This window comes from Synechococcus sp. PROS-9-1 (genome assembly GCF_014279775.1).
Classification (GTDB): domain Bacteria; phylum Cyanobacteriota; class Cyanobacteriia; order PCC-6307; family Cyanobiaceae; genus Synechococcus_C.
The window spans coordinates 457,840-480,110 of sequence record NZ_CP047961.1 but is presented as its reverse complement, the minus strand read 5'-3'; the positions used below and the strand labels follow the sequence as shown (position 1 = coordinate 480,110).

Here is a 22,271-nt window from a genome sequence, read left to right as displayed (position 1 = left end):
ATACTAGCACTTCTTCATAAAACTTTTACCAATCCTCTGTCCTCAAAAAGGTATATTCAAAAACCTTGCAGAAATGATGGTTAAGCCATAATCTTAGGCAAGTCAAGATTGAATCGATGGGACCCTTTTCAAGCAACTCTTTTCTGGTTAAAACAATTACCTATGGACGATCAAGGCCAACAACATCAACAAGCATACAAATTCCTTTTAACTTGCTGAGTCAAAGTATTCAAGCAATGCGTCAGTCTGGAATTACTGTTACTGCAGTTACCAATGCCTATGGGGGAGACGAGAGCAATCAATCTAACGCTAAAAATTCTGCTTCATCAGAGTCAAAACAACCAAAGCGTGAATTGAAGAGCGTCAGTACCAAAGAAACTGAGTTGAAATCAGAATCTAGAAGAGAGCGAAAAGCACCAACTCGCAGAGCCCGAAAAAAGAGCTAAGGAATAATATCGAAAACTAATCTCTATATTCAAAGACAGCATCCCCTGGGCGACCTGACTTGAGAGCATCCCAATTGATACTCTCAAGGAACGCATCTGGGTTCGTACATTCCACGACATCAACCCCCCAATAGCCTTCTTGCAAGGGTGCAGAACTTGTCATTGCTGCAGAATCTTTTCGTCCTCCTAGAGCAATCCATGAATGATCAACTGAATGCCCTTGATCAAGTCTAAAAATCTTCCAAGCTTTAACGAGTTCACTTGCCATATCTTCTGGAGACAGCTCAGATTCAATCCTTACTAGCCAATGCGAATGATTCAAAGCTACCGCAGATTTAAGGACTGATGAGCTACTGACTAAGCCAGTAGCCAAAACTTCCCCAGAGAAAGGCGGTGTAGATTCAGAATTAATTTGTAGATTATGCGATAAAACGAAAGTGGTCATGGTTTCGACTATGGTCAGGGGAGGTTGGACAGAGTTAAAGCTGGGAATTATGGAGACAGATGGCCCTTCTCGGCAGTTGAATCAACCAGACAACCACGAAGAAAGTGGTTCTGCTGAAATACAGCTGAGCGATCAGGAAGCTCTTGATCTAGCCACGCATCTCAAAGAGAAACTAACGGCAGGATTGCCGATTGATTCTGATCCTGAATCAATTAACACAATGATAGCTGGACTCGGTGACCCTCGAGGGTTGTTACGTCGTAGTTTCTCTGAAAGCCTTGGATCAGTTGGTAAAGCTGCTGTACCGGCCTTATGTCAGGCAATGAAACATAGCAGTCAAGTCACAGTAAGAAGGGCAGCGGCCAAAACTCTGATTCTGATTGCAGATCCTGCCAGTCTGCCTGACTTACTATCAGCTTTTCTTGCTGACGATGACTCAGTTGTTCAAGGTTCAACCATGGGTGCCATGGCTGCGATGGGTGAGAAAGCAATCGCAATAATTTTGAGCATTGTTGAGAATCCAGACAGCACGGAAATGCAGATTGGCCTCGCAAATTGGGCACTCACTTTAATCGGAGATCGAGCGCCAACAGAATTACGAAAGGCTGCTAATTCAGAAAATTTGAATGTGCGTAAAGCATCAATATTTGCCTTAAGTAGCCAAATCCAAACACTGGAAATTGAAGAAGATAGGACAATATTGATCAATGCTTTATCTGACTCTTGTGCTGAGATTCGTGCAGAAGCAGCAACCTTCTTAGGTCAAATTGGTGATACAAAACTAGATTCACCACTTCTGATACCTCTGCTTTCCGATCCTGATGCCTGGGTAAGAAAGAATAGTGCACTGTCATTGATGAAGCTTCGCGCAACCCAGTCAATTAAGGCTCTTCAGGACAGGATTCACAAAGAGGACGATAAGGTTGTTTTGAATGTTTTAGAGCTAGCTGTTAATCAAATAAATAAAACGACTAACAATTAAATTTGGCAAAAAAAAGGAGAGCAATTGCTCTCCTTGGATCGATAACAATGCTTCTCAGGAGAGAGCGTTGATGAGGTAGTCCAAATAGCTCTTGAACTCATTAAGAGCCTGGGGGCTCATATCACGAGGAGCACAAGCACGATCACGGGTGTAGGTCAGAGCTTCGACATAAGGACCGGTGGGAAGGCTCAGACTGCGATAAACCTCGCGAGCACCAGCAATACCCCACTCGTCCAAAGGACCAGTGCCACCAACAACCAAGCAATAGTTGATCAGGCGGAGATAGTGACCGAGATCTCGGTAGCACTTATCAACCTTCACTTGGCTGTCGCCAGCTTCACCGGGCTGCTTCAAGTAGGAGTACTTGTTGAAGCAAGCATCACCGGCTTCACGCGTCACAGCGTCAAGGCCAGCAGCCAACTTTTCAGCAGCTTCAAGGCGAGCGGCAGCTCGCTGAATGTTGCCCTGGACGGCTTCAAGATCGTTTTGAGAAGGGAAGCGACCGGCTGCATCAGCAGCAGTCACGACGGTTGTCACGACGGACTTCATTGGGGATTCCTAAAGATGAATAGTGTCTGAGAACGGAGAAAGTAGGCCTTTAATCCAGATCAGGAAATAGCGCCAACGACGCGATCGAAATAAGCACCTGCTTCTGCGACCAAAGCGGCACAGTCACCCTGTGTGGTTTCCATTTTACGGAAGCGCTTTCCGCCTGAAGCAGGAGAGTTCGTTTCGCCGATGAGAGCAGTCGCAGACGCCTTCATGATGGCCACGGCACGACCTGCAGACTGGGTAGGAACGCCTAGAGCAATGTAGGTTTCCTTCAGGCCATTCAGGCAACGATCATCAAGAACGGATGCATCGCCTGCCAAAAGGGCATAGCTGATGTAGCGGAGAACGATCTCTCCGTCGCGCAGGCAAGCTGCCATACGACGGTTGGGGTAGCAATTGCCACCTGCCTGGATCAGACCTGTGTTTTCACAAATCATGCCAGTAACAGCATCAGAAACGATGCAGGAGGCGTTTGAGGTGATGGCGTTGACGGCATCGAGACGCTTATTGCCGTCACGAACGTAGGAGCGGAGACCTGCGAGGTCACTACCACCAACGGGAGCTGTTTTAGCGTCGGCACTGACGACCGAACGTGAGAATGCGTCGAGCATGTGGGCCAGACAAATTGGGAGGGAAGAGGCTTCTCGAATCCCGCGAAGGCTAAGACTGAAGACTCCACTCTAGAGAGGAATCCGTTGTCAGAACTAGCCTTTTCAGGTGAAGCACTCGTCAAACCTAAGCCTAAATTCCCTAGGAGTGACCAAGTATCGGCTGATCACGCAAGAGTTCGTCACCTTGATGGCTGGTGGCAGATGAGAGAGGAGTACCCAAAGCCCTTTGGCGCCGATCTTGACCATCTGTTTAGAGGCACTTCCTCCGACTCCAGGGGTTATCAACAAACGCTGGATACGACAATTGCCGATTGATTCCAGGAGGTATGGTTACGAGACGTGTTTGCTGCAAATCACAGGTCGACATGACAGAACAAACAAGTCAGGCACCTTCACTTGAAGAGCTAATCGAAACAATTACAGAATTGACTGCTTATAGAGAACGACTTTACGATGATGTTGTGGGCCTTGGCAAAAAGCTTCGCTTATCCCAAAAGAAAATTGATGCAACCATCAAAGAGCACCCTGAACTCACTCGGATTGATGCAATTCTCACCCAACTAAAAGTTCAACGAGATACGCAAGAGAGTCAAACATGACTTTGATGGACAACCCTCCCGTGACAATGGAGGACTTTTTCGAAGCCAGCCGCGGGCTATGGCTTAACAGACGAGTTGTTCATCATCTTGATAGCCAAGACGATGAAGCCGCTGACTCTAATTTAGTGATTGAACCCTTTAATGCATCTGACGACGCAGTAGAAAAAGTTTGCAAAGTCTTTGGGATAGAAGCAAGAGAAGCTAATGGTGGAGCAAGATTTTGGTGGGAAAGCAACCTTCTGGCCGAAAAACGCAATGACGACTACGCGGCCATTGTCATTGATGTACCAAAGCCGGAACATTCTGACCAAGGGTATCTTTTAAGAGATGTTGGTTATGTTGAAAAAAAGCCAGTTCTTAGCACTTACGAATTCACTCCTGAAGGAGTCCTCACAATCAAGACCAGGTATGACACTAATTTTGGAATTGAACGCTGCTGGTTTGTCAACGATCAAATCAGAATGCGGGTTAGTTCAGTACAATTTCTTAATGGTGCTGCAATGACCACTTACTGCACGGAATTTCGATGCCCAAGCAAAGCCGATATTGAGGAGATCGCGAGCCAAGCCAAAACGTTCGCTCAGACCAATCCTTTGTAAGGACATTTAGACAATGTTTGATTCATTTCTCAATGAGCTTCATTCAGATATCACCAAAAGAGGTGGATCTCCTCTTCCTCTTCCGGAAGGTCTAGAAGAATGTAGATCTTCAAAATCATCAAGTGTTATTCAGAGCTGGCTTTGGGATGTTCCTGGATTTCGGCGTTGGAGGGTAACGCGACTTGATGCAGGCGATAGCCTCCAGGTCTTCAATTCGGTTGCATATCCTGATTACAACTATGACCACCCCCTAATGGGGGTGGATCTCCTTTGGTTCGGAGCCCGTCAGAAGCTTGTTGCCGTACTGGATTTCCAGCCATTGGTCCAAGATAAAGATTATCTGGATCGCTATTTTTCTGGTCTCAAGGACCTGAACCAACGCTTCCCTGATCTAAACAGTGAAGAAACCATGCGTTCATTCGATCCAAATCAGTATTTTTCTTCATGGCTACTTTTCTGTCGTGGTGGTGCAGAACAAGCAGAGTTATCGCTTCCAAGCGCTTTTAGTGCATTCTTAAAAGCATACTGGGAGTTACATGATAATGCCAAAAATATTGCCTCAACTATTCCTCCAGAAGATGTTAAAGGCCTGCAAGAGAAATACGACATCTACAGCGCTGAAAGGGATCCGGCTCACGGACTCTTTACCAGCCATTTTGGGAAAGACTGGTCAAATCGGTTCCTACACGAATTCCTATTCCCCGCCTCCTCTCCTCACTAATGATGATTCAAAGGTTAAAAAGCACAGATCCTGTGAACATCGAAGGATGGTCATGGCAACCCTTTCTTGAAGATGCCGTAAAGCGCCTAGAAGGATTAAATATTGAGCCTTACCCAGTCGCAGATCGGTTTTTGCAACGCGAAGATCAAACTGGATCAAAATCAAAACCAATTTCTGTCACGACAGCAACCTGGGCTTGTAAAACAGAGAAATTCAGGCAAGTCAGAGCTGCCTGCGTGAGTGCTGGATCAGCAGCGTCTGTTTTGAATTTTGTAATCAATCCAAATTCCAGCTACGACCTACCTTTTTTTGGGGGTGATTTGGTAACGCTCCCTTCAGGGCATCTACTTGCTCTTGACCTTCAACCCGCCATCAAAACCGACGACGTCCATACCGCTCATGTCTGGAATCGACTCATTCCAATTTTTGAGCGTTGGCGAGATCAACTTCCTTATGGAGGGCCCATTCCAGAAGAAGCGCAGCCCTTCTTCTCCCCTGGATTCCTTTGGACTCGACTGCCCCTAGGAGAGGAAGGCGACGATTTGATTCAATCCATCGTGCGACCTGCTTTCAATGAATATTTAGACCTTTACCTCGAACTAGCGGCTTCAGCCGAGCGCGTTGCGACTGAACGCAGCGATGTTCTGCTGCAAGGACAAAGAAAATACACCGACTATCGAGCGGAAAAAGACCCTGCGCGCGGAATGCTGACTCGCTTTCATGGCAGCGAATGGACTGAGGCCTATATCCACACTGTGCTTTTTGATCTATAAGGCAACCTTTTTTGGGCGATTGTCAGCCAGAACAATCGCCCAAAACCGCTATGGGGTTACACATTATGAACCGCTTCCAGGGGAGCCCTTGGCCTTTAGAGAGAATTGAGAGGAACCCGAAAGGACTTCCTTAGGATGTTCTCTCAGGTGCATAGACACCTCACCAGACATTGCACGCAGGAGTAAAAAATGTTCGACGCCTTCACCAAGGTTGTCGCCCAGGCTGACGCCAGGGGACAGTTCATCAGTGCCAGCGAGATTGATGCTCTGGCAGCCATGGTTTCCGGCAGCAACAAGCGCCTGGACGCTGTGAACCGCATTTCCAGCAATGCCTCCACAATCGTTGCCAATGCTGCACGCGAACTTTTCGCACAACAACCGGCTCTGATCTCTCCCGGAGGAAACGCATACACCTCCCGCCGCATGGCCGCTTGCCTGCGTGATATGGAGATCATCCTGCGTTACATCACATACTCAGCATTCACCGGTGACGCATCTGTCCTTGAAGATCGTTGCCTGAATGGTCTTCGTGAGACTTACCTTGCGCTAGGCACCCCCGGAGCATCCGTAGCAACAGGCGTGAGTCTGATGAAGGACGCCGCACTTTCTATCGTTAATGACAGTGCTGGGATTACCAATGGAGATTGCGCTTCGCTGAGTAGTGAGCTCGGAACTTATTTTGATCGTGCTGCTGCATCCGTTGCCTGATCATTCTGATCAATCAATTTCACTAAATTCTCCCTCTCCCAATGAAAACTCCTCTCACCGAAGCGGTTGCAGCCGCCGACTCACAAGGTCGTTTCCTTAGCAACACGGAAGTTCAAGCAGCTTCTGGACGTTTCAATCGCGCCAAAGCTAGTCTTGAAGCTGCAAAAGGCTTGACTAGCAAAGCCGAAACCCTTGTTAATAGCGCAGCTCAAGCTGTATACACAAAGTTTCCTTTCACTACACAGATGGAAGGCACTAACTACGCTTCAACATCTGAAGGCAAAGCAAAGTGTTCACGCGATATTGGTTACTACTTGCGAATGATCACTTACTGTCTTGTCGCAGGTGGCACCGGCCCCATGGACGATTACCTGATTGCGGGCTTAGCTGAAATCAATCGCACATTCGAGCTTTCACCTACTTGGTACGTTGAAGCTCTGAGGAATATCAAAAGTAACCATGGGCTCAGTGGAGATGCCGCTACCGAAGCCAACAGTTACATTGATTACGCCATAAACGCACTCATCTGAGTTAAAACCTTTTAATATAATCAAGCCCCCAAATAGGGGGCTTTTTTATTCAACACTTTATTTGAATGAAATATTCTACTCAACAATTTCTCAATCTTCTTTGTGGTGAGTACAGTAATCAACAACAGGCAATAGACAACCCACCTTTCTTTGCTCATATCTTTTTGCGATACAAGCCAATTGAACATCTGCAGCCAGGTTCAATCCTTCTCGAACAGAGTTATGCCGTGAATCCCACAAATCCCTACCGCTTACGCATGATTAGAGCAGAAGAGACCTCCGAAGGTGTAATCAAGCTCTGGAACCACAAATTCAAACACCCAGAGCGGTTTGCTTCAGCAGCAACTGATCTCTCACAAAGGCAAAAAATCACTGATAGTGATCTCATCTCTTTAGAAAATTGCCACTACCAGCTGGTGGAAAGAATCGATGGCTATTATGGAGATATTGAACCAGGCAGTTGCTGCATGGTTCGGCGTGATGGGAAAAACACATATCTGGTCAGCTCTTTCCATCTACAAGGAGATAAATTGAGTACATTGGATAGGGGATATGACCCTAAAACACATGAACGGCTATGGGGATCAATTGCAGGTAAGTTTCAGTTTATACGTACAAATTCCTGGGAAGCTAAGTGGAGCTAAAACAAAACTAGCCTTAGAGAGTAGAATCAATTAATCCATTCCTATCAACCCTCAATATGTAGACGAGCTGTTCTGCAATTTTCAATCAATAATTACCAAATAAGGCAACCTAGGACTTGACCACTATCAACTCTGTCGAAACCGCCATCAAGGCACTGAAAAACGATGATCCCGGAGTGAGGTACCACGCCGTATGGTGGCTTGGTAAAAATAGAGCCGGATCTGCCGTACGACATTTGATTGAATGCCTTCACGACGAAGGCGATCAAACATCAACGGGTGGATATCCCTTGAGACGGCAAGCGGCACGCTCGCTAGGACTAATTAAAGATACAAGCTGCACCCCATATTTATTGGAAACATTACACACCAAAGACATCCATCTCCATGAGGCAACATTAAGAGCGCTAATCGAACTCAAGACCGCTGACTGCAAAGACGAACTAAACAAATACGTTGAGAAAAACATTGAAGACAAGCCTATAGAGGCTTTAATCGAAACCCTAGCCACTTACAAAATGTGGAATGCCAAAGAGAAGGTAGAGCCTTATCTACATTCTGGCTCGGAACGCATCGCCAGCGCAGCAGCATCATACTTCTATGCTTGCACAGGTGAAGTCACTTACTTAAGCAAAGTCCACTCATATTTAAGACATAGCAATCGCTTTATAAGGCAGTCCGCAGCATTCGATCTCGCCAGGATTGCCTCAATCAAAAGTACAGAATCAATACTTAAAGCAAGGATACCCAACAATATAAAAATGCACGCCCTCAAGTCAATACTTGAGGGGTCAATACTTCAGCAAAAAGAATGCATGCATGCGCCCTATGGCAACCTCAACACAAATCAGCAAAGGATCATAGAGGACCTGGACAACCTAATACGTGAAAACTTTGCGGGCAACATTGTTGTTGACAAAGCAATCCTGCCGGGAAGGACAAGTGACAAGAATCAAGCCAAAAATGGAAATATTTGCCTTTCCGACACCCTAAATCTTCTAAAAAGCCCTTCCTTGGAAGATCGAGAACTAGGAATACATCTTTTAACCAACAACAACCAATTCATTCACTCAGACCTTTCAAACCTTTACTTTTCAGAATCAGATCAAGACATCAAAGTTGGACTCATTAAAGCAATGGCATCAACAGAGAATCCTCGATTTTTTACGGCATTACTAGACGCAGTTGGCGTCGAAATTGGCAATCATTGTCAAGGCAATATACGGCGTATTGCGACCTGTGCACTTGGAAGAATGATATCCCAAAATCACATCAACAAAGAGGCGGCTCAAAGCATCATAGAAAAATTAGCCTGGGCAATCACCAAGCCCGACGATTGGGGATTGCGCTATAGCGCATCTCTAGCGTTAGAAGAAATCAGCACCAATCAATCAACGGAATTATTAACCATGGCTAGTCGTTTAGAGTCAGACGCTGTTGTTTTGATGCGCATCAATTTAGCGAAACACAAGACAGTCAACTTATAACAGCTAATAAATGCCCCAAACATTCATTCCAACCGTATTGAACTTTGAAAGTTTTATTCGTCTGTCTCGGCAATATTTGCCGTTCACCCGCCGCTGAAGGCGTGTTTCTTCACCTCATCGAGCAGCGACAGCTCACCGACCAGTTCCTTGTTGATTCCGCAGGTACAGGGGGCTGGCATGTGGGGAATCCAGCCGATCGACGCATGCAAGCAGCCGCCATGCGACGCGGAATTCATCTACCCAGTCGTGCCCGCCAACTCGAACTCAGCGATTTAGAGACTTTTGATCACATCCTCACCATGGATCAGGACAACCTGCGCAACGTGAGCAGCATGGCCAAAGAATTCGGCCCCCGAAGCACCGCCAACATTCGCCTGATGCTCAGCCATGCGCGTCAGGCAGACACTCTTGAGGTTCCAGATCCCTATTACGGAGGTGAGCAGGGGTTCGAGCATGTGCTCGATCTGCTCGAGGATGCCTGTGAAGGACTTCTTGACGACCTTTTGGCTTCACCCCCTCAGGGCTAAACCGTTAAACAGGAGTGGGCCAAACCTCTTCGGCCACCCGACGACGGAACAGATCTTCCAGCGCATTAATCACCTGCTCGATGCTCATCCCATCGCTGATCAGCTCGATGGCATCGTCCGCCTGAAGCAGGGGCGCCACCTCACGGGTGCTGTCAAGACGATCGCGTTCCACAATCTGTGCTTCCAGCTCGGGTAGAGCTGGCACCTCATGTCCTCTCGCTGCCAAATCGAGGGCACGGCGTCGGGCTCGCTCTTTAGGAGTGGCAGTAAGAAACACCTTGAGCTCTGCATGCGGGAACACAGCAGTGCCAATGTCACGACCTTCAGCAACAAGACCACCCGCCTCGCCCATGCGCTGCTGCTGGGCGGTCATTGCAGCACGGACACAGGCATGGGCTGCGACCGCTGATACGGATGCCGTCACCCGCGGATCGCGAATCGCGTCGGTGACCTCGTGGCCATTCACCCGCACGGCCTGCACCCCTTGCTGCAAAGGCTCAAGCTCCACCTCGAGATCGTTCAACACCACTTCCACAGCAGCAGAATCAGCAGGATCAACCCCCTGTTCCAGCACCAACCAAGTCACGGCCCGATACATCGCTCCCGTATCGAGGTACACAAGCCCGAGGCGCTTAGCAAAGGCTCTGGTCACCGTGCTTTTGCCAGCACCAGCAGGACCGTCAATCGCAACGAGGGGAGAACGCGTCATTAAAAAAGCATGATCGATCAGGCGGGTGCTGCCGCATCGAACGGCAGCTGCAAGCAAAGTAAGTGATGCCTCATTGGGCTTGGAAGGCTGCAGCAACCAGGGATCAACAACCTCGACGTACTCCAAACTGAGGCCACCCTCTTCAAGACGGAAACGAAGCTGCCCAAGGTCCAACGGCGTAGCGCGATGCAAGAAAGCAGAGCTCGCATCACGTAAAACCTGGGCAAACAGCACCCCTTGCTGCCGCTGCTGAGCATTGAGGTAGCGGTTACGTGAACTGCTGGCCAGACCATCACCATCCCGCACGGTGGGCACACTGCGCACCCGTACGGCCAAGCCAAGATCCAAGACCATTCGGCGAAGGATGGTGAGTTGCTGCCAATCCTTTTCACCCAGAAACAACTGATGTGGCTTGGCTAATGCCAAAAGACGGCAGACCACCGTGACCACACCATCGAAGTGACCAGGCCTTGTGGACCCGCACAATCCTGATTGCAACGATTTCGGTGCTTGAACCCGCCAGGATTCAGCCATGCCACCGGGATATATCTGCTCCTCATCAGGGCACCAGATTGCTGAAGCACCACACTGCTCTGCTAGTTCGCAGTCGTCTTCAAAGGTGCGTGGATAGCGAGCGAAATCCTCATCTGGACCAAACTGCAAGGGATTTACGAACACGCTGACCAAGGTCTTTGCCTCATCAGCCTTGTGGCGCGAGGCCGCTGAAATCAAATTTGCGTGCCCTTGATGAAGCCCCCCCATCGTTGGCACAAAATGCACGAAGGCTTCAGAGGAGTGGCGCCAATCTTGAAGATCGTGCAGCGACCGAAGGACCTGAATGCTCAGCGCAGCACCTCAAGACGGACTTGCGCAATTCCACTTGATACCAAACCAAGGTGATGCGCTGCACCGTGAGCAATGTCGATCACGCGTTGGCCGATGAATGGGCCCCTGTCATTAATACGAACAATCGTTTCTCTGCCGTTTCTGAGATTCGTAACCTTCACTTGGGTTCCGAAGGGCAAGGTTCGATGTGCTGCCGTCATGGTTCCGGGCTTAAACACCTCTCCGTTGGCCGTGCGATTGCCAAAGAAACCAGGTCCGTACCAGCTTGCTTCTCCCGTTGAGGTGGAAACGACCAACCTTTTGGGAGGTTTTGGAGCGGCCACCACAGGAGGAGGAACAACAGCCGGAGCTGTGGTTGTAGAAGCCTGGAGGGCTTGAGGAGCTAAGGGCTCGAAAGGGTTGTAGAGCTCAGTGGTGGCAACATCACGCGCGACCACTGGAAGCAGTGCAAAGCCCGTAGTAAAAAGCCCGGTGGCAAGAGTGGCGAAGGGGAAAGTTCGGGACATGTAACTCGATCATTCAGCCTTGAGAGAGCAACCGATGTCCGTATAAAACGGAATGATTTAGCTCGTACGAACGATCTCTCATTTCAAATTTTCAGCAAGCTAAAAACCTTTTCAATCCTTTGCAGGCACTTTTGAACAACCCTGTGGAGCGAGATCCCTGACGCACCCCTGAGATCTCACATCCGCACAGGGCTAAGCAACACAACTCAATCAACAACCCATTAGGAAACCTGATCTCAGCAACAAGCTGAACTCATCAAGTCATCGGACGATCCCATATCAGTCACATCGCGAGCCGTGAAAGAGGAGGATCATTGAAGTGAAGCATTTTTGAATGGACTACAAAACCGCTGGGGTCGATGTGGAGGCGGGGCGTGCCTTCGTCAACAGAATCCGCAAGAGCGTGGAAGCAACGCACCGACCAGAGGTCGTGGGCGGACTCGGTGGTTTTGGCGGCCTGATGCGCCTTCCCGCAGGACTGAAGAAGCCCCTATTGGTGTCGGGGACCGATGGCGTTGGCACCAAGCTTGAACTCGCTCAAGACCATGGCGGTCATCACAACGTGGGGATCGACCTCGTGGCCATGTGTGTCAACGATGTGATCACCAGTGGGGCTGAACCCCTATTTTTCCTCGACTACATGGCCACTGGAGCTCTAAGCCCTGAAGCCATGGCCACCGTTGTGGAGGGCATTGCCGAGGGATGCCGCGTGAGTGGCTGCGCTTTATTGGGTGGCGAAACCGCTGAAATGCCTGGGTTCTATCCACCAGGGCGCTACGACCTAGCAGGCTTCTGCGTGGCCGTTGTTGAAGAGGAGCACCTGATCGACGGTCGGCAGATCCGCGCGGGCGATCGCATTTTGGGCATTGCCAGTAGCGGCATTCACAGCAACGGCTTCAGCCTGGTCCGCAAGGTGCTCACAAAAGCTGGCGCCAATGCTGACACCACATACGGACCCAGCGAGCAACCTCTGATCGAGACCTTGCTCACTCCCACTCAGCTCTATGGACGCCATGTAAAAGCCTTGCTCGACGCAGGAACACCCATTCATGGAATGGCTCACATCACAGGAGGAGGTCTTCCTGAGAACCTGCCGCGTTGCCTTCCACAGGGCCTAAAGGCAAGCGTGGACCCCTCGAGCTGGACACGACCGGCTATCTATGACTGGCTGAAGTCCTACGGCGACATCCCCGAAAGGGACCTCTGGCACACGTTTAATCTCGGAATTGGATACTGCCTGATCGTCCCCGAAGAAGCGGTTTCCATGGCTGAAAAAGCATGCGAATCGGAGGGAATTCAGGCCTGGACTATCGGACATATCGAACGTTCATCAAGCGGGGATGGGAAGGGATCCGTCTTGGGACTCCCAGCATGAGTTCTGCTCCATATACAATTAGATCCGTAAGCTCTTGAAACTGGCTGGGCTCTCAAACCTTGTCAGGGTTTCAATCGTTAGTGTTGTCAAGGCACCTCGGCATTCGCCGCAAATAGAGCGTTAATTTTTAACTAGAAATGGCTTTCGATAGAATTCAAAGAACAACTCGTAGACGAGCTTCTGCTGGACCTACGCCTCCACGCCGGCCTCTTGGCGGAAATTATGACCGTGCATCAGGTCATCGGCAAGGACCTAGGCCTACCTTTTTAGCCCTCAAAGATCACGGAAAAGTCTTTGTTGCAGATATGCCCTTCCTGTCGGACGGACAACTCGCAAATATCACAAAAGAAGCTGCCGAAGTTCTCGAAAGCCTCGAGCGCAGGATTGTTGAACTTGAAGAGATTGCCGATCAGCCAATTGCCGACCGAGACACCCTGATCAAAGCGTGTACGAAGCGTGATGTAACGCATCGCTTTCTTCGTGCCATTGAAGAAGAGCAGCAGCAGCGCCGTGACAACCCAGCTGTCCTGAGTGCAGCGGGGGAGTCTTTACCAAGAACATTTCTCGAAATCGCCAGGCATCGTTTGCCAGGTGCCACATTCGATTCACTGCTTCAAGAAGCATTGAATGCATGTGAACAATCCAAGGTGCAGGAAGAGAGTTCTGATCCTTCACCGGTGATCCCGGAGACCCCGGTGCCCCCGGTGAAGATCATTCCCTTCCAGAGCAAATCATCATCCTTGCCAGTGGTTGTAAGTCCCGATCCTGATCCTGCTGATCAGGCACTCTGAAATGGATTTGCTGGCATGCGTGCCGCTGTTCGTTGGCTGAGTTGATCCAACGATTGCCTCTCGGTTGCATTCAACGACCAATGCAAAGCTGCGGCCGCATCGAGAGCTTGGGCTGGCCGCCTTAGCCCAGGAATCGGGCAAGCTCCATGGGCCCGGCACCAATTCAAAGCCACTTGTGCCATCGAGGCGCTTCGTTGTGCAGCGATCTCACCCATCAGCGAACGCAAATCCTCACTGGCGGGTAGCAAGCGCTGAAACAACCTTGATCGCAGCAGCGTTGAGGTGTTGCCTTGCACTCCCGGAGGGATCGCCAAAATGCCGAGGGCTAGGGGGCTATAGGCCAACAACTCAACACCAAGCTCCTGGCACACTTGCGCCAACTCGCAACTCAGGACTGGTTCAGGTGCGAGCAGAGAGAGCTGAACTTGAACGCTCTGAAGTCGGATCCCTCTGGTCAAGAGATGTCCATGCAGGAAGCGAAGACGCTTCGGTCCCACGTTGGACAAGCCAAGTTCTGGCACCAAGCCTTGCTCGACGAGGTCTCCAAGCCCATCGAGCAAAGGCAACTCTTGCCAAGGGGCATACCGAGCAGTACTCCAATGCAATTGGATGCGATCCAAATGCCCTCCCAACCGCTTTTTGCTGGCATCAAAGGCACGCTTAAAGCCGCTGCGCCCCAGCCGCCAAGGGAATGGTGCCAGCTTGGTTGCCACCTTGAGCTGCCTGGACTGAGCAGGATCCATGGCGCGTAGAAACTGACCCAGCAACAGTTCGCTGCGCCCATTGAGGCGACCCGTGCCGTAGGAATCGGCGGTGTCCACAAGCGACAGTCCGCCTTGAACAGCTGCGATCAGCGTGGCCTCAAGATCGGGATCGTCGCGCTCCGGTTGGTACCCCCACAGCAATTGATTGCCCCAGGCCCAAGTTCCAAATCCGATTCCCGTCACGCCGACCTTTCACTCTGCACGCCATGATCGCCGTAAAGCAGCGCTCGCCATGGCATCGATCGCAGAATCCATCATCAGTGCAAGCAAAACAGCTGGGGATGACTCAGATGGAGCAGGGGATAGCAGCGCAACTAGCCAAACTGAAAAGGTCCTTTGTCCTCACTGCCGTCGTACTGCCTCAAACGGCATCCGTTGCATGGGCATCTGTGTAGCCGACAACGATTACTAAACAGATGATCGATCGCTCTTTCTCTCTGCGCCTCAGCACCTTGCTGCTGCTGAGCAGCATGCTGAGCTTTCCGATCAGAGGTGCAGCCGATCCGAATCCCAAGATTGGCCGCTACGAAACCGACACCAAGGAGTGTTTCTATACCGACAGCACGCAAGACAGCGTTGCTTGCATCACCTTGCAACTCAACGGACGCAGTGCCTCCGTTGTAGCCATCCGATTGATTGGTCACGGAACCACCAAAAATTCCCGTAGACAGCTCACGTTCGTGACCCTGACATCTCAAGGAGAATCGCCTTTGACATGCAGCGCTGGAACCTGTCGCTTAAGCGCTGCGTCCTGGAAAAGCGCTGTTTCAAGCGTGGCAGAGGCCTCCTTCAACTCCAATGGAATTGCTACGGGCTTACCCAAAGCTTGGGCCGCTAACAACGGAGAATGCAACTTGAAAGACAGAGTTCTGAAGTGCCGCGCTCTGCACATCAATGGTGAGGTTTATCAAGCGGAGGCCCATCTCTAGGCTTCAAAACTCTTGTATTCGAATGCATCAAACAACGAAGAACCAGCACCCCCCATAACCTGAGTGATTGAGACAACAATCGATTGATCATTCTTTGCTGTCGTTGGGTAGGGGTCTCAACCCTTCTTGGAATCTAAATTCGCTTTCTCCAAACTCAGGGAATCGGTAAACCCAGATGAAATTATTCCGATAGGGATAGCGATCACTGCAATCCCAAACAATGCCGTGATTGCAGCAACAATCTTCCCCGCCGCAGTTTCTGGAGACACATCTCCATAGCCAACCGTTGTTACGGTAATCACTGACCACCAAAGACACCTGGGAATGGAACCGAACTGCTCAGGTTGAATATTTCCCTCAACTAAATACATCAAAGCACTACTGAGACTAATCACTACAGCCGAATAAATTGCAGAAATTTGCAGCTCTTCTCTCTTCGAGGTGATGGCATGATTGAAATGCCTCACGCTTTTCTGGAAACGCTTAGAACGCCCTATTCGCCCAATTCGCGCAAGACGAATCGCACGAAGAAGGTAGAGCTCAGGAGAGATAAAACCAAGAATCGTTGGTGCAATCGCAACAAGATCCAGAATCGCCATAGGAGTGATTGCGAATTCCAGCGCTCCTCGTACTCCTTTTCGAGCCCCATCCCTTAACGGCGCAATCCACAGACGGGAAAGGTATTCCACTAGGAACAAGATTGCGACAACCAGATCTAATTTCGCCAAAAGATCAAGATTAGGACCACGAATCACTGGCTCGGTAGCAAGAATTGCCAGAAGGATTGAAAAGACAATCAAAACCCCAATCGCTCTGACAACGAATGTGCTTTTTTGACTACTTTGTCCTTCACCAAGCAAATCATGAACCCTATTTCTAATATTTTTCACCCAATTCGCCCATCGAAGTGCATTTTATTTTGATACCAAAAACCCTCAATGACCACCCAAGCGACCACGGACAACCGAACCTCCATTGGCGGCATTCCGTAAGCACAAATACTCAGCAACTCATTTAGAAAGACGTGGTCGCATGAGAACGACTCAGGCCTCAGGAGATCGAATTCTCCTGAGGCTTTTTTTTGCTTGCCCCATGCCCTTCAGCGCTTCATTCATAAAAACTGCCGCTTCAAGGCAAAACCAACCGCAAGATCAAGACTCTCCCGCTCACGAAGATCTGGGAAGATGCCTGAAAGGAGAACAAGCGCAAACTCCTTAAGAGCCCTTCAACGACAAGACCACAATTCAGCCCAAATGAAACAGATTCTGAGCGAAAAATTTGAGGATTTTGCGTAGCGTGGGCATTCGCAAAACAATCAAAAAAACCCTTTCGGGCCTGTTGAGATCAAAGGCGGCACCCAGATTCGAACTGGGGATAAAGGATTTGCAATCCTCTGCCTTACCACTTGGCCATGCCGCCATTCAGGGAGCGTCAACTCCACAAGCGGATCGTATCAGCGAGGGTTCAGGGTCCTTGCTGCTGATCAGCAATGGTCACGGGGAAGACCTCATCACCTTGAGGATCATTGAGGCACTGCGAAATCAACGTCCGCAACTAACGCTGAAGGTGTTGCCGCTCGTTGGAACGGGCGGAAGCTTCAAGGCAGCCATCGAGAAAGGCTGGGTTCAACAAGTCGGTCCCTCCGCGCCGCTCCCAAGCGGCGGGTTTAGCAATCAAAGTCTGCGCGGCCTCCTCGCGGATTTATTCGCCGGACTACCCCTGCTCACCTGGCAGCAGTGGCGATGCCTGCGCAAGCACCGATCTGAGGTCGGCGCCGTCCTTGCGGTCGGAGACCTTCTCCCGCTCTTGATGGCTTGGGGTTCGGGACGACCCTTCGGCTTCGTTGGTACCCCAAAAAGCGATTACACCTGGTGCAGCGGCCCTGGTCGTGACCTCAGCGACAGATATCACGCTCTTAAGGGAAGCGAATGGGATCCCTGGGAGTGGCTGCTCATGCGCAACGAACGCTGCCGGTTGGTGGTCACCCGTGACCGTTTAACGGCTCGAGGGCTACGAAAACACGGGGTCCGCGCAGAAGCCCCTGGCAATCCAATGATGGATGGGTTGAGCAACGCAACCGCCCCGGCCAGCCTGACTCGTTGCAGGCGCATCCTGCTGCTGTGCGGAAGCCGAATGCCGGAAGCAGAGCGCAACTTCAGCCGTTTACTACTCGGGTTGGCACCGTTGCCCAGCGACCGACCGATTGCTGTGCTGGTCGCGCTTGGCAGCACGGCAGGCCTTCAATCGCTTGGTTCAGAACTCAAGCGCCAAGGGTTTCAATCCAGCCCGCCACCCAGTGATGCCTTGCAGGCAGGAGCCTGCTGGCTGAAGGGACATGTCCTTGTCTTGTTGGGACCCGGTCAGTTCGACCTCTGGGCTCCATGGGCTGAGGTGGGCGTGGCAACGGCAGGAACAGCCACCGAGCAACTCGTCGGGCTGGGCATACCCGCTCTCTCCCTTCCAGGGAAAGGGCCTCAGTTCACCCAAGGATTCGCAAAACGCCAAAGTCGCTTGCTCGGTGGAGCTGTGCGTTCTTGTCAATCGAGCCATGAGCTCAACACACGTCTGAACCAGCTCCTCGAGGATTCATCGCTGAGATTGCAAATGGGTCGAAGAGGTCGCGAACGCATGGGCCCTGCCGGTGGCAGTGAAGCCATCGCCAAGCGAGTTCTGATCCAACTGCCGCTCGGCCGCGGATACTGAGAGGCAATCGTCCCTCAGCCATGCCCGCGATTCAGGACCATGACTACCTCAGGCTCTGCGCGGAACTGGCCACCCAACTTGGCATCAGCCAGTCTTCAGCCCGCCGCAGAATTGAACTCGCCGCAAACAAAACAGGTGCCAAAGATTTGACGTCTCGTAAAGAGGTGGCCACAACCCTGCTTGCAGACGCACAAACCGAACGTTCCAAGGGAGAACACGATCAGGGGCAAGTGCTGGACCGCTTGCTCGAAGCAGAGCCCCTGGATGAGAAATTCATGCTGGAGGATTGATGTGCAGATCAACAGAACTGCAGAGCGTTGAGGCCATCAATGTTCAAACGTCTGGGTGAAGCGGAAGCGATCGAGATCGGACATCACCGGAATGCAACCAAAGCAACGCTCGGCAAGCTCCCAGCGTCCCTCACGCTGCAACATCTCCTTCAAGCGGTCTCGGGCTGGCAGTAGGTAACGCGCATCGTTAGCCGCATAGGCGAGCTGTGTCTCGCTGAGTTCATCCACACGCCCCCAATCACTGCTTTGGGCCTGCTTATCCAGCTCCACACCCACCAGCTCCATCACCACCTCCTTGAGTCCATGGCGAGGGCTATAGGTGCGGGCCAATCGACTCCCCACCTTGGTACAAAAAATGGGATTCACCCTGATGCCCAGCCCGGTTGCAAGCGCCGCAACATCAAATCTGGCGAAGTGGAACACTTTTTCAATCGAGGTCCGCTCCATCAACGCCTTAAGGCGTGGAGCCTCTGTTTGACCCAGAGCGATGCGAATGCAACACACCTGATCTTCGGCGTCACAAATTTGAACCAAGCAGAGACGATCCCGTCCATGAATCAAGCCCATGGCTTCGGTATCCACTGCGAGAGCGGTGGCATGGCTATAGCGCTCCGCCCAGTCCGCATCAAGATCGCCATCGAAAACAGCAAACGTTCGAGGCTGTGCGGAGATGTCAGTCATGGCAACAGAGAAGTTGGACGCAGCACTCCACTTTGACCTCTTGTCCGCAAGCAGAATGTTTTCCCATTCGCGGCTTGAAAATCAAACCGAGACCGAGCTAGACCAATCTGAGATCGATCGGCTTTATGCTCCTCCACCACAACGCCACTCACAACTGCCTGGCCGATATCGAACATTATTTTCAGCAACCACCGCCACTGTTTTTAGATCTTGAACTTGCGGTGTGCTGGATCCTGGCCTGCCTGCTCCAACACGACAGCTACCCCTCTGGACTGCTCCAGAGACTTCAACGAGAACACCCTCAGTTGCGCGTTTCGGAAACCGTTCTGCACCAGGCCGTTGATTTCCTGAATCAGCAGGAGCTGCTCGATTGCTATAGCAAGCGTTGCCCAAGCCGCGGCCGTCCTCGCCGCATGCTTCATCTCCATGAGGAAGCCAGAGCTGAGGCTGAGCGGTTGATGGACCCATGGCATCGCTGGCTCCTCGAACATGACCCCGTGACCACCTAGAACAGGTGGACTAAAAGACCAAGCGCAGCGGATGCCAACCACACAGACATCCACATTGCTGCTGACTCTGCTGTTGGCCATTGGACTGGTTTTCTTCTTGCGAGCCGCCAGCAAAGATCGCACCACTGTGGTGGAGGTGCACTCGCCGCGGCCTGCGCTTGAAGTGATGGAAGGACTCTGCGCGTGGCTCGAGAGTCGCGGTTGGATTCGCGATGGCGGCGATGCAGAGCGCTGCTTGCTCGAATATCGCGGACGTGTGGCCTCCAGCAACCCATTAGCTGTGTTGCTCTCCCTTCTCGGTGGGGTTGGAGCAGGTTGCCTTGGGCTCGTGCTGCGTGAGCTCAACCCATCGATTGGATGGTGGCCGGTCTCGCTCAGCCTGCTAGGGCCCCTTGCCGGTTGGGTTTACAGCCGACGGGCTGCGCGTCAGGAGGGGATCCAAATCCGTTTGATCGAACCAGCACCCCAAGAAGGAAGCACCCTCAGGCTTCGCGCGCACCGCGACGAATTGATCGCCCTTGAGCTTGCTTTAGGGGAACCGCTTGAACTCGCCAGCGATGGCTCCTTGCTCACCTCCCCCATCTGAATCCATGCCCCGCATTCCGGCCTGGATTCAACGCAAACGGGTCATCATCCCGATCAGCGTCAGCCTGATGTCCATGGTCGCCCTGGTTCTTACTCAGGCGAAAGAGCACAGCCTCAGAATCCAAGACAGCGCCGCAGCAACATCGGGAGGAACCCTTCCAAAGCAACCGGTCTGCCCAGCGCCATCCAACCCTGACCCTTTATTAGGAGCTAGGACCCGACTGCCTGGCCGCTGGGTGGGAACCACCCCTGTGGCGAAAGACTCTCCCATTGTCGTGATGGCAGGTCATGCCGACTCCCAGGGGATGGACAGTGCAGGCACCCCTGGATTTGCAGTTGGAGTGAACAAGCAAGCTCCGATGGATGCACGCATGCGCGACGAGCTGTACTGGAATTTGAAGGTTCAAACCGCGGTGGTTCGCCTCGGGAAAGCCCGGGCTCTGAAGATCAGCAGCTACAACCCACCAGCTCTCACGATCCGGAATGACAACCACCCCAAGACCAACTGGTCGCAAGCGAGGGTGCGCTCAGCCAATCGCGAATACATCCTCGAAATTCATTTCGATGCCTATAGCCCCTATGGATTTGGCTCAGGCTTAATCCCTGCAATCAACAGACCCCTTAACACGATTGATGAAAGTCTTGGCAAGACCTTTGGACGCTTCCCAAGACTGTTCCGAGGTGGATTAGGAGGGCCCCGACGGGGAATCAGCATTCTTGAAATTGGAATGCTGGAACCGCCGCTAGAGCAGAAGCTCCGCAATCCCAACACCCAACAGCACACGATCGATTGTTTGGCGTTGCGCGTTGTGGATGCTTTGGAGCAGGGGGTCAATCGATCGCCTGATGGGGGCGGCAACGGTCCTCAAGCGTCGGATCCCCAAACCAATCCTGCGGACGGGTAAAGAGGTCTGTGAGCAATTCCTCCCGGGAGCCTTCTGGGGCTCGATAGCCGTACTGCCAACGTGCCATCGGCGGCAGAGACATCAAGATCGATTCAGTACGACCATTGGTCTGCAGTCCAAAAATCGTGCCCCGATCCCACACCAAATTGAATTCCACATAACGGCCACGTCGGTAGAGCTGAAATTGACGCTCCCTCTCTCCATAGGGAAGCGGATTGCGCTTCTCCACAATCGGGGTGTAAGCAGGCAAGAAGGCTTGTCCACAAGCGCGCGCTAAATCGTGCAGCTGATCCCAACCAAGGCGGCATGAGCCGATCTCAGCGGCTTGACGCGCCGCAGGTCCCTCTGCATCCTGGCCCCGATACAAGCGACCACTGCCATCTTGGTAGTCATAAAAAATCCCGCCGATCCCTCTTGTTTCCTTGCGGTGCTTCAGGAAAAAATATTCATCGCACCAAGGCTTAAACACGGTATAGAGCTTGGGATCGATGGAATCACAGGCCCGCTTGTGCTCGCGATGGAAGTGGCGGGCGTCCTCAAGAAACGGATAAAAAGGCGTGAGATCGGCACCACCTCCAAACCACCAAACCGGGCCAGCCTCGAAATAGCGATAGTTCAAGTGAACGGTCGGAATGAAGGGATTGCGCGGATGCAACACCATCGACGTTCCCGTTGCGAACCAGGGATGCCCTTTGGCATCAGGACGCTGCTTGAGGATCGACGGTGGCAATTCTTTGCCGTGAACCTCAGAAAAATTCACCCCTCCCTGTTCAAACACCCGCCCTTCGGTCATCACTCTCGAGCGCCCACCACCACCTTCCGGACGATCCCAACTCTCTTCTTGGAAATGGGCACTGCCATCGAGTTGCTCAAGACCAGAGCAAATTTCATTTTGGAGGCCCTGCACCAATGCCCGGGCTCGCGTGCGGGAATCGGACGGTGGTCGCTCCCCCGTGTCATCAGAGGAGAGCAAGATCTTGCCTTTGAGGCGCTTGAGTAAAGAGCGAACCATGAACTGGCGATGAACGATCAAACGACCATTTCAGCCTGACAC

28 protein-coding genes and 1 tRNA gene are annotated in these 22,271 nt (G+C 51.6%); 19 read left to right on the top strand and 10 right to left on the bottom strand.

What is annotated here, in order from left to right; genetic code table 11:
- Positions 1-462 precede the first annotated feature (462 nt).
- Positions 463-891 carry a DUF2656 family protein gene (locus tag SynPROS91_RS02420; protein ID WP_186518130.1) on the bottom strand — a complete coding sequence of 143 codons (429 nt, stop codon included), beginning with the start codon at positions 889-891 and terminating at the stop codon, positions 463-465.
- Here SynPROS91_RS02420 and SynPROS91_RS02415 point away from each other — a divergent pair.
- Positions 890-1,873, top strand: a complete 984-nt coding sequence (locus SynPROS91_RS02415; RefSeq protein ID WP_255439874.1) for a HEAT repeat domain-containing protein — start codon at positions 890-892, stop codon at positions 1,871-1,873. The genes SynPROS91_RS02420 and SynPROS91_RS02415 overlap by 2 nt on opposite strands.
- Before the next feature lie 54 nt (positions 1,874-1,927).
- Here SynPROS91_RS02415 and cpeA read toward each other — a convergent pair whose 3' ends face one another.
- The gene (cpeA, locus tag SynPROS91_RS02410) at positions 1,928-2,422 is read right to left on the bottom strand and encodes a class 1 C-phycoerythrin subunit alpha (RefSeq protein WP_186518129.1); all 495 of its coding nucleotides are present in this window, start codon (positions 2,420-2,422) and stop codon (positions 1,928-1,930) included.
- A gap of 59 nt (positions 2,423-2,481) precedes the next feature.
- The gene (cpeB, locus tag SynPROS91_RS02405) at positions 2,482-3,036 is read right to left on the bottom strand and encodes a class 1 C-phycoerythrin subunit beta (protein WP_186518127.1); all 555 of its coding nucleotides are present in this window, start codon (positions 3,034-3,036) and stop codon (positions 2,482-2,484) included.
- A 365-nt stretch (positions 3,037-3,401) separates the two neighbouring features.
- On the opposite strand from cpeB, the gene SynPROS91_RS02400 reads away from it, so the two are divergent.
- The 9 genes from SynPROS91_RS02400 (at position 3,402) to SynPROS91_RS02360 (ending at position 9,624) form a co-directional block, all read left to right on the top strand.
- Positions 3,402-3,635: a hypothetical protein gene (locus SynPROS91_RS02400; protein ID WP_041426326.1), complete on the top strand. Its 234-nt coding sequence runs from the start codon at positions 3,402-3,404 to the stop codon at positions 3,633-3,635.
- On the top strand, positions 3,632-4,234 hold the full coding sequence (locus SynPROS91_RS02395; RefSeq protein WP_186518125.1) for a phycobiliprotein lyase: 603 nt from the start codon (positions 3,632-3,634) through the stop codon (positions 4,232-4,234). The genes SynPROS91_RS02400 and SynPROS91_RS02395 overlap by 4 nt, the downstream gene beginning before the upstream one ends.
- Before the next feature lie 13 nt (positions 4,235-4,247).
- On the top strand, positions 4,248-4,955 hold the full coding sequence (locus tag SynPROS91_RS02390) for a 15,16-dihydrobiliverdin:ferredoxin oxidoreductase (RefSeq protein ID WP_186518123.1): 708 nt from the start codon (positions 4,248-4,250) through the stop codon (positions 4,953-4,955).
- Entirely contained in the window at positions 4,955-5,728 is a 774-nt protein-coding gene (locus SynPROS91_RS02385) for a phycoerythrobilin:ferredoxin oxidoreductase (RefSeq protein ID WP_186518121.1), read from the top strand. The genes SynPROS91_RS02390 and SynPROS91_RS02385 overlap by 1 nt, the downstream gene beginning before the upstream one ends.
- Positions 5,729-5,917: 189 nt before the next feature.
- Positions 5,918-6,436: a phycocyanin subunit beta gene (locus tag SynPROS91_RS02380; RefSeq protein WP_186518118.1), complete on the top strand. Its 519-nt coding sequence runs from the start codon at positions 5,918-5,920 to the stop codon at positions 6,434-6,436.
- 41 nt (positions 6,437-6,477) lie between these two features.
- A complete protein-coding gene (gene cpcA / locus SynPROS91_RS02375) occupies positions 6,478-6,966 on the top strand; it encodes a phycocyanin subunit alpha (RefSeq protein ID WP_186518117.1) in 489 nt (162 codons plus the stop codon).
- A gap of 65 nt (positions 6,967-7,031) precedes the next feature.
- Positions 7,032-7,610 (top strand): chromophore lyase CpcT/CpeT, encoded by a 579-nt coding sequence (locus tag SynPROS91_RS02370; protein WP_186518115.1) that lies wholly within the window; start codon positions 7,032-7,034, stop codon positions 7,608-7,610.
- A gap of 116 nt (positions 7,611-7,726) precedes the next feature.
- Entirely contained in the window at positions 7,727-9,097 is a 1,371-nt protein-coding gene (locus SynPROS91_RS02365) for a HEAT repeat domain-containing protein (protein ID WP_186518113.1), read from the top strand.
- A 44-nt stretch (positions 9,098-9,141) separates the two neighbouring features.
- The gene (locus SynPROS91_RS02360) at positions 9,142-9,624 is read left to right on the top strand and encodes a low molecular weight protein-tyrosine-phosphatase (RefSeq protein ID WP_186518111.1); all 483 of its coding nucleotides are present in this window, start codon (positions 9,142-9,144) and stop codon (positions 9,622-9,624) included.
- 4 nt (positions 9,625-9,628) lie between these two features.
- On the opposite strand, the gene SynPROS91_RS02355 is transcribed toward SynPROS91_RS02360, so the two are convergent.
- Positions 9,629-11,113, bottom strand: a complete 1,485-nt coding sequence (locus SynPROS91_RS02355; RefSeq protein WP_370586779.1) for a bifunctional pantoate--beta-alanine ligase/(d)CMP kinase — start codon at positions 11,111-11,113, stop codon at positions 9,629-9,631.
- A gap of 62 nt (positions 11,114-11,175) precedes the next feature.
- Positions 11,176-11,685, bottom strand: a complete 510-nt coding sequence (locus SynPROS91_RS02350; RefSeq protein WP_186518109.1) for a septal ring lytic transglycosylase RlpA family protein — start codon at positions 11,683-11,685, stop codon at positions 11,176-11,178.
- Between the two features lie 334 nt (positions 11,686-12,019).
- Between SynPROS91_RS02350 and purM the strand changes: the two genes are divergently transcribed.
- Together purM and SynPROS91_RS02340 are read left to right on the top strand one after the other, a co-directional pair.
- A complete protein-coding gene (gene purM / locus SynPROS91_RS02345; protein WP_186518107.1) occupies positions 12,020-13,060 on the top strand; it encodes a phosphoribosylformylglycinamidine cyclo-ligase in 1,041 nt (346 codons plus the stop codon).
- A 137-nt stretch (positions 13,061-13,197) separates the two neighbouring features.
- The gene (locus SynPROS91_RS02340) at positions 13,198-13,851 is read left to right on the top strand and encodes a histidine phosphotransferase (RefSeq protein ID WP_186518105.1); all 654 of its coding nucleotides are present in this window, start codon (positions 13,198-13,200) and stop codon (positions 13,849-13,851) included.
- Here the strand turns inward: SynPROS91_RS02340 and SynPROS91_RS02335 are convergent.
- Positions 13,839-14,798, bottom strand: coding sequence for an aldo/keto reductase (locus SynPROS91_RS02335; RefSeq protein ID WP_186518103.1), 960 nt, complete (start codon positions 14,796-14,798; stop codon positions 13,839-13,841). The two genes, SynPROS91_RS02340 and SynPROS91_RS02335, sit on opposite strands and share 13 nt — an antisense overlap.
- 49 nt (positions 14,799-14,847) lie before the next feature.
- On the opposite strand from SynPROS91_RS02335, the gene SynPROS91_RS12115 reads away from it, so the two are divergent.
- Both SynPROS91_RS12115 and SynPROS91_RS02325 read left to right on the top strand, forming a co-directional pair.
- Complete coding sequence (locus SynPROS91_RS12115; RefSeq protein ID WP_186519838.1) at positions 14,848-15,027, top strand: hypothetical protein; 180 nt, start codon at positions 14,848-14,850, stop codon at positions 15,025-15,027.
- A 4-nt stretch (positions 15,028-15,031) separates the two neighbouring features.
- Entirely contained in the window at positions 15,032-15,544 is a 513-nt protein-coding gene (locus tag SynPROS91_RS02325; protein WP_255439870.1) for a hypothetical protein, read from the top strand.
- Between the two features lie 116 nt (positions 15,545-15,660).
- Here the strand turns inward: SynPROS91_RS02325 and SynPROS91_RS02320 are convergent, their stop codons facing one another.
- Together SynPROS91_RS02320 and SynPROS91_RS02315 are read right to left on the bottom strand one after the other, a co-directional pair.
- On the bottom strand, positions 15,661-16,434 hold the full coding sequence (locus SynPROS91_RS02320) for an ion transporter (RefSeq protein WP_186518101.1): 774 nt from the start codon (positions 16,432-16,434) through the stop codon (positions 15,661-15,663).
- A gap of 458 nt (positions 16,435-16,892) precedes the next feature.
- Positions 16,893-16,963: transfer RNA gene (locus tag SynPROS91_RS02315), tRNA-Cys, on the bottom strand.
- 54 nt (positions 16,964-17,017) lie between these two features.
- On the opposite strand from SynPROS91_RS02315, the gene SynPROS91_RS02310 reads away from it, so the two are divergent.
- Both SynPROS91_RS02310 and SynPROS91_RS02305 read left to right on the top strand, forming a co-directional pair.
- A complete protein-coding gene (locus SynPROS91_RS02310) occupies positions 17,018-18,247 on the top strand; it encodes a lipid-A-disaccharide synthase-related protein (protein ID WP_186518099.1) in 1,230 nt (409 codons plus the stop codon).
- Between the two features lie 20 nt (positions 18,248-18,267).
- Positions 18,268-18,537, top strand: coding sequence for a hypothetical protein (locus SynPROS91_RS02305; protein WP_186518097.1), 270 nt, complete (start codon positions 18,268-18,270; stop codon positions 18,535-18,537).
- 36 nt (positions 18,538-18,573) lie between these two features.
- Here the strand turns inward: SynPROS91_RS02305 and SynPROS91_RS02300 are convergent, their stop codons facing one another.
- On the bottom strand, positions 18,574-19,218 hold the full coding sequence (locus SynPROS91_RS02300) for a ribonuclease D (RefSeq protein ID WP_186518095.1): 645 nt from the start codon (positions 19,216-19,218) through the stop codon (positions 18,574-18,576).
- 125 nt (positions 19,219-19,343) lie between these two features.
- Between SynPROS91_RS02300 and SynPROS91_RS02295 the strand changes: the two genes are divergently transcribed.
- The 3 genes from SynPROS91_RS02295 to SynPROS91_RS02285 are packed head-to-tail and all read left to right on the top strand — an operon-like array spanning position 19,344 to position 21,217.
- Complete coding sequence (locus tag SynPROS91_RS02295; protein WP_186518093.1) at positions 19,344-19,727, top strand: PadR family transcriptional regulator; 384 nt, start codon at positions 19,344-19,346, stop codon at positions 19,725-19,727.
- Between the two features lie 31 nt (positions 19,728-19,758).
- Complete coding sequence (locus SynPROS91_RS02290) at positions 19,759-20,313, top strand: cofactor assembly of complex C subunit B (RefSeq protein WP_186518091.1); 555 nt, start codon at positions 19,759-19,761, stop codon at positions 20,311-20,313.
- A 4-nt stretch (positions 20,314-20,317) separates the two neighbouring features.
- Positions 20,318-21,217: an N-acetylmuramoyl-L-alanine amidase gene (locus SynPROS91_RS02285; protein ID WP_186518089.1), complete on the top strand. Its 900-nt coding sequence runs from the start codon at positions 20,318-20,320 to the stop codon at positions 21,215-21,217.
- Here SynPROS91_RS02285 and hemF read toward each other — a convergent pair.
- Complete coding sequence (hemF, locus tag SynPROS91_RS02280; protein ID WP_186518087.1) at positions 21,144-22,229, bottom strand: oxygen-dependent coproporphyrinogen oxidase; 1,086 nt, start codon at positions 22,227-22,229, stop codon at positions 21,144-21,146. The two genes, SynPROS91_RS02285 and hemF, sit on opposite strands and share 74 nt — an antisense overlap.
- Between the last annotated feature and the right edge of the window lie 42 nt (positions 22,230-22,271).

Excerpts from the sequence above, each read along its gene's own strand:
- SynPROS91_RS02415 (WP_255439874.1), top strand. The coding sequence starts at position 890 with ATGGTTTCGACTATGGTCAGGGGAGGTTGGACAGAGTTAAAGCTGGGA.
- SynPROS91_RS02420 (WP_186518130.1), bottom strand. The coding sequence starts at position 891 with ATGACCACTTTCGTTTTATCGCATAATCTACAAATTAATTCTGAATCT.
- cpeA (WP_186518129.1), bottom strand. The coding sequence starts at position 2,422 with ATGAAGTCCGTCGTGACAACCGTCGTGACTGCTGCTGATGCAGCCGGT.
- cpeB (WP_186518127.1), bottom strand. The coding sequence starts at position 3,036 with ATGCTCGACGCATTCTCACGTTCGGTCGTCAGTGCCGACGCTAAAACA.
- SynPROS91_RS02400 (WP_041426326.1), top strand. The coding sequence starts at position 3,402 with ATGACAGAACAAACAAGTCAGGCACCTTCACTTGAAGAGCTAATCGAA.
- SynPROS91_RS02395 (WP_186518125.1), top strand. The coding sequence starts at position 3,632 with ATGACTTTGATGGACAACCCTCCCGTGACAATGGAGGACTTTTTCGAA.
- SynPROS91_RS02390 (WP_186518123.1), top strand. The coding sequence starts at position 4,248 with ATGTTTGATTCATTTCTCAATGAGCTTCATTCAGATATCACCAAAAGA.
- SynPROS91_RS02385 (WP_186518121.1), top strand. The coding sequence starts at position 4,955 with ATGATGATTCAAAGGTTAAAAAGCACAGATCCTGTGAACATCGAAGGA.
- SynPROS91_RS02380 (WP_186518118.1), top strand. The coding sequence starts at position 5,918 with ATGTTCGACGCCTTCACCAAGGTTGTCGCCCAGGCTGACGCCAGGGGA.
- cpcA (WP_186518117.1), top strand. The coding sequence starts at position 6,478 with ATGAAAACTCCTCTCACCGAAGCGGTTGCAGCCGCCGACTCACAAGGT.
- SynPROS91_RS02370 (WP_186518115.1), top strand. The coding sequence starts at position 7,032 with ATGAAATATTCTACTCAACAATTTCTCAATCTTCTTTGTGGTGAGTAC.
- SynPROS91_RS02350 (WP_186518109.1), bottom strand. The coding sequence starts at position 11,685 with ATGTCCCGAACTTTCCCCTTCGCCACTCTTGCCACCGGGCTTTTTACT.
- purM (WP_186518107.1), top strand. The coding sequence starts at position 12,020 with ATGGACTACAAAACCGCTGGGGTCGATGTGGAGGCGGGGCGTGCCTTC.
- SynPROS91_RS02340 (WP_186518105.1), top strand. The coding sequence starts at position 13,198 with ATGGCTTTCGATAGAATTCAAAGAACAACTCGTAGACGAGCTTCTGCT.
- SynPROS91_RS12115 (WP_186519838.1), top strand. The coding sequence starts at position 14,848 with ATGGCATCGATCGCAGAATCCATCATCAGTGCAAGCAAAACAGCTGGG.
- SynPROS91_RS02325 (WP_255439870.1), top strand. The coding sequence starts at position 15,032 with ATGATCGATCGCTCTTTCTCTCTGCGCCTCAGCACCTTGCTGCTGCTG.
- SynPROS91_RS02305 (WP_186518097.1), top strand. The coding sequence starts at position 18,268 with ATGCCCGCGATTCAGGACCATGACTACCTCAGGCTCTGCGCGGAACTG.
- SynPROS91_RS02300 (WP_186518095.1), bottom strand. The coding sequence starts at position 19,218 with ATGACTGACATCTCCGCACAGCCTCGAACGTTTGCTGTTTTCGATGGC.
- SynPROS91_RS02295 (WP_186518093.1), top strand. The coding sequence starts at position 19,344 with ATGCTCCTCCACCACAACGCCACTCACAACTGCCTGGCCGATATCGAA.
- SynPROS91_RS02290 (WP_186518091.1), top strand. The coding sequence starts at position 19,759 with ATGCCAACCACACAGACATCCACATTGCTGCTGACTCTGCTGTTGGCC.
- SynPROS91_RS02285 (WP_186518089.1), top strand. The coding sequence starts at position 20,318 with ATGCCCCGCATTCCGGCCTGGATTCAACGCAAACGGGTCATCATCCCG.
- hemF (WP_186518087.1), bottom strand. The coding sequence starts at position 22,229 with ATGGTTCGCTCTTTACTCAAGCGCCTCAAAGGCAAGATCTTGCTCTCC.